Source organism: Jannaschia aquimarina (genome assembly GCF_000877395.1).
GTDB classification, from domain to species: domain Bacteria; phylum Pseudomonadota; class Alphaproteobacteria; order Rhodobacterales; family Rhodobacteraceae; genus Jannaschia; species Jannaschia aquimarina.
This window is the reverse complement of record NZ_JYFE01000033.1, coordinates 1-4,155: the sequence shown is the minus strand read 5'-3', so window position 1 is coordinate 4,155 and position 4,155 is coordinate 1. Positions and strand designations below refer to the sequence as shown.

4 protein-coding genes are annotated in these 4,155 nt (G+C 65.0%); all 4 read right to left on the bottom strand.

Features of this window, described 5'->3' with window-relative positions; translation table 11 throughout:
• Positions 1-77: 77 nt before the first annotated feature.
• Positions 78-626, bottom strand: a complete 549-nt coding sequence (locus jaqu_RS08875) for a hypothetical protein (protein WP_043918623.1) — start codon at positions 624-626, stop codon at positions 78-80.
• Positions 623-2,746: an elongation factor G gene (fusA, locus tag jaqu_RS08870; RefSeq protein ID WP_043918622.1), complete on the bottom strand. Its 2,124-nt coding sequence runs from the start codon at positions 2,744-2,746 to the stop codon at positions 623-625. Before fusA ends, jaqu_RS08875 begins: the two co-directional genes overlap by 4 nt.
• Before the next feature lie 135 nt (positions 2,747-2,881).
• Positions 2,882-3,352 (bottom strand): 30S ribosomal protein S7, encoded by a 471-nt coding sequence (gene rpsG / locus jaqu_RS08865; protein WP_043918621.1) that lies wholly within the window; start codon positions 3,350-3,352, stop codon positions 2,882-2,884.
• 71 nt (positions 3,353-3,423) lie between these two features.
• Complete coding sequence (gene rpsL / locus jaqu_RS08860; RefSeq protein WP_043918620.1) at positions 3,424-3,795, bottom strand: 30S ribosomal protein S12; 372 nt, start codon at positions 3,793-3,795, stop codon at positions 3,424-3,426.
• Positions 3,796-4,155: the final 360 nt, after the last annotated feature.

The window sequence follows — 4,155 nt, the reverse complement described above, 5'->3', positions numbered from 1 at the left end:
TCGTGCCAATGTTCACATGCGGCTTCGTCCGCTCGAATTTCGCCTTCGCCATGTCTCTCTCCTTGACGTGCCGCCCCTCAGGACGGCGTGATTCCATAGATGATTTCGGCCATGCGGCCGCCGAGCGACCGCGCGGCGCGCGCGATTTCGCCGGCTTGTCCGCCCTGTTCCAAGGCCTGCGCCGTCATGACCGCCGCAAGCACGCCGCCAAAGCGCGTATCGGCATGGGCGCGGAGGCCGCGTGGGCCCCCGATCGCCTCCCCGGTCTGGGCGTCGCGCAGTTGAACGGAGACGTCCATCGCCGCCGCCCCGCGCGCCGTCAAAGCCGCAGACGCGACCGTGGGCACGAAAAGCCGCATGACGAGCACGTCGGCGACGACCGGACGGGTGCCGTCCGACCGGACCCCGTCCAGAACGCCCTGCACGTTCCGCGCGACGATGGCCTCGACCTCGGCGGCGAGAACCTCGACGGGCTTTTCCGCCTCCGCGACGGCGCGCGCCGCCTCGACCCGGACGTCGACCACCTGGAAGGCGGCAAGATCATCGGGCGCAGCGACGGGCGAAGCCACGCAGGCAGAGAGCAGGGCCACGGCGGCCCCGCCCAGGATCAGCGCACGACGGATCACGCGTACTTGGCCTGGATCTCCTCAGAGATGTTCTGAGGCACCGGATCGTAATGGTCGAACTGCATCGTGAACTGCGCGCGGCCCGAAGACATCGAGCGCAGCGTGTTGATGTAGCCGAACATGTTGGCCAGCGGCACCATCGCGTTGATGGCGATGGCGTTGCCGCGCGGCTCTTGTCCCGTGACCTGGCCCCGGCGAGAGGTCAGGTCGCCGATGATACCGCCCGTATATTCTTCGGGGGTGATCACCTCGACCTTCATGATCGGTTCCAACAGCTTGGCACCGGCCTTCCGCATCCCTTCACGCATACACATCCGCGACGCGATCTCGAAGGCCAGGACGGACGAGTCCACATCGTGGAACTTCCCGTCCAGAAGCTGGACCTTGAAGTCGATTACCGGGAAGCCGGCAAGCGGACCGCTGTCCATGACCGAGTTGATGCCCTTCTCGACACCGGGGATGTACTCCTTCGGAACGGCGCCACCGACGATCTTGGACTCGAAGCTGTAGCCCTCTCCGGCCTCGGTGGGCTGGATGAGCAGCTTCACCTCGGCGAACTGACCCGAACCACCCGACTGCTTCTTGTGGGTGTAGGTGTGCTCCACCTCGTGCCCGATCGTCTCCCGGTAGGCGACCTGAGGGGCACCGATATTGGCCTCGACCTTGAACTCGCGCTTCATGCGATCGACGAGGATGTCGAGGTGCAATTCGCCCATGCCCTTCATGATGGTCTGGCCCGATTCCATGTCGGTCTCGACGCGGAAGGACGGATCCTCGGCCGCCAGACGCTGAAGCGCCTGCGCCATCTTCTCCTGGTCGGCCTTCGTCTTGGGCTCGACCGCGATCTCGATGACCGGATCGGGGAAGGTCATGGTCTCAAGGACGACCGGGTCCTGCTTGTCGCAGAGCGTATCGCCCGTGGTCGTGTCCTTGAGCCCGCCAAGCGCGATGATGTCGCCGGCAAAGGCTTCCTCGATCTCCTCGCGGTTGTTCGAATGCATCATCATCATGCGGCCGACACGCTCGTTCTTCCCCTTGGTGGAGTTGAGCATCGTGTCGCCCTTGGAGAGCTTGCCCGAGTAGATGCGGACGAAGGTCAGCGAGCCGACGAACGGGTCGTTCATGATCTTGAACGCCAGGCCGGCGAACGGCATGTCGTCGTCCGCGCGCCGCGCGATGTTGCGCTCTTCCTCTTCGTCGCCGGGCTTGAAGCCCATGTAATCGACGACGTCGAGCGGGCTGGGCAGATAGTCTATGACCGCATTAAGAAGGGGCTGTACGCCCTTGTTCTTGAACGCGGATCCGCCCAGTACCGGAACGAAGTGCAGCGCGAGAGTGCCCTTGCGCAGCAGCTTGCGCAGGGTGTCCACGTCGGGCTCGTTGCCTTCCAGGTACTCCATCATGGCGTCGTCGTCTTCTTCGACGGCGGCCTCGATCATCTTGCCGCGCCATTCTTCGGCCTGAGCCTTCAGGCTGTCGCGGATCGGGCACTTTTCCCAGGACGCGCCCAGGTCTTCGCCCTTCCAGACCCACTCTTCCATGGTGACGAGGTCGATCAGGCCCTCGAGCTCGTTCTCGGCGCCGATGGGCAGCGCGACGGGAACGGCGCGGGCGCCGGTGCGATCCTCGATCATGTTGACGCAGTTGAAGAAGTCGGCGCCGATCTTGTCCATCTTGTTGACGAACACGATGCGCGGAACCTTGTAGCGGTCGGCCTGCCGCCAGACCGTTTCCGTCTGGGGCTCCACTCCGGCATTGGCGTCCAGCACGCAGACGGCACCGTCGAGCACGGCGAGCGAACGCTCCACCTCGATGGTAAAGTCGACGTGGCCCGGCGTGTCGATGATGTTCATCCGGTACTTGGTGTCGGACGTGCCGTCCTTGGTCGGCTCTTCCTGACGCTGCCAGAAGGTCGTCGTCGCGGCGGACGTGATGGTGATGCCGCGCTCCTGCTCCTGCTCCATCCAGTCCATCGTCGCGGCGCCGTCATGCACCTCGCCGATGTTATGGGACTTGCCGGTGTAGAACAGGATACGCTCGGAGCAGGTCGTCTTGCCGGCATCGATGTGGGCCATGATGCCGAAGTTGCGATAGCGTTGCAGCGGATAGTCGCGTGCCATGGGGATATATCCTTGATTTGGCGTGCGTTACGTCGAGAGGCGCGCGATGCGCGAGCCTCGGAATGGCGTGCTACCGGCGAACCAAAGGGTCGCCGGCCGCATGGCTGGGCGGCCCGTCGTTCTCCGGCATGGGGATCACCAGCGGTAGTGGCTGAACGCCTTGTTGGCGTCGGCCATCTTGTGGGTGTCCTCGCGCTTCTTCACGGCAGAGCCACGGCTCTGGACGGCGTCGATCAGCTCGGCGGCCAGGCGCTCTTCCATCGTGTTCTCGTTGCGCGCACGGCTGGCATTGATCAGCCAGCGGATTGCCAGCGCCTCGCGACGCTCGGGGCGGACCTCGACGGGAACCTGATAGGTCGCACCTCCGACCCGGCGGGAGCGGACCTCCACGGCGGGCTTCACGTTGTCGAGCGCTTCGGTGAAGACCTCGATCGGCGAGCGCTTCAGCTTGGTCTCGATGCGGTCCATCGCATTGTAGACGATGCGCTCTGCGACCGACTTCTTGCCGTCGATCATCAGGTTGTTCATGAACTTCGTCAGCACCTTGTCGCCATACTTGGCGTCGGGCAGGACTTCGCGCTTTTCAGCGGCGTGGCGGCGGGACATCGGCGTATCCTCTTGAAATCGTTTGCGGGTGGCGGGCCGCGGCCCGCCCGGTCAGTCGGCGTCGGCCGGGATCACTTCGGCTTCTTGGCGCCGTACTTGGAACGGCGCTGGCGGCGATCCTTGACGCCCTGCGTGTCGAGCACGCCGCGCAGGATGTGATAGCGCACGCCCGGAAGGTCCTTCACCCGGCCGCCACGGATCAGGACGACACTGTGTTCCTGAAGGTTGTGGCTTTCACCGGGGATGTAGCTGATGACCTCGTAGCCATTGGTCAGGCGCACCTTGGCCACCTTCCGCATGGCCGAGTTCGGCTTCTTCGGGGTCGTCGTGTAGACGCGGGTGCAGACGCCGCGCTTCTGCGGGCAGCCTTCGAGGTGAAGCGACTTGGAGCGTTTGACTTTGGGCTGCCGCGGCTTGCGGATCAGCTGCTGGATGGTGGGCATCGGGTTCCCCGTAAACTGTTCATGTCTCTCGCAAATCGACGCGAACCGGACGCCCCAAACGCCGATGGCCGCAGACGCCCGGAATACCGACCTGGACGTTTGCGGTTGGTCGCAGAGGGTGCGCGAAGCAATATCGCGGACCGTGCCCAACGGATCTGGCTTGACCGGATCGGGCACGGGGCCCGGGCCGAGATGCGCGGCACATAAGGGGCTTGCCGCCGGGTGTCAACGGCGCCCCGATCGGCAGAAATCCGCTGTGCACCCCCCGTGCACCCCCTGTGCACCCCCCGTCTGCACATCGTGCACCCGGGGGCGGATCGGACGGGGCATCGAGCCCCGTCCGATCCGGGCCTCCGGCGG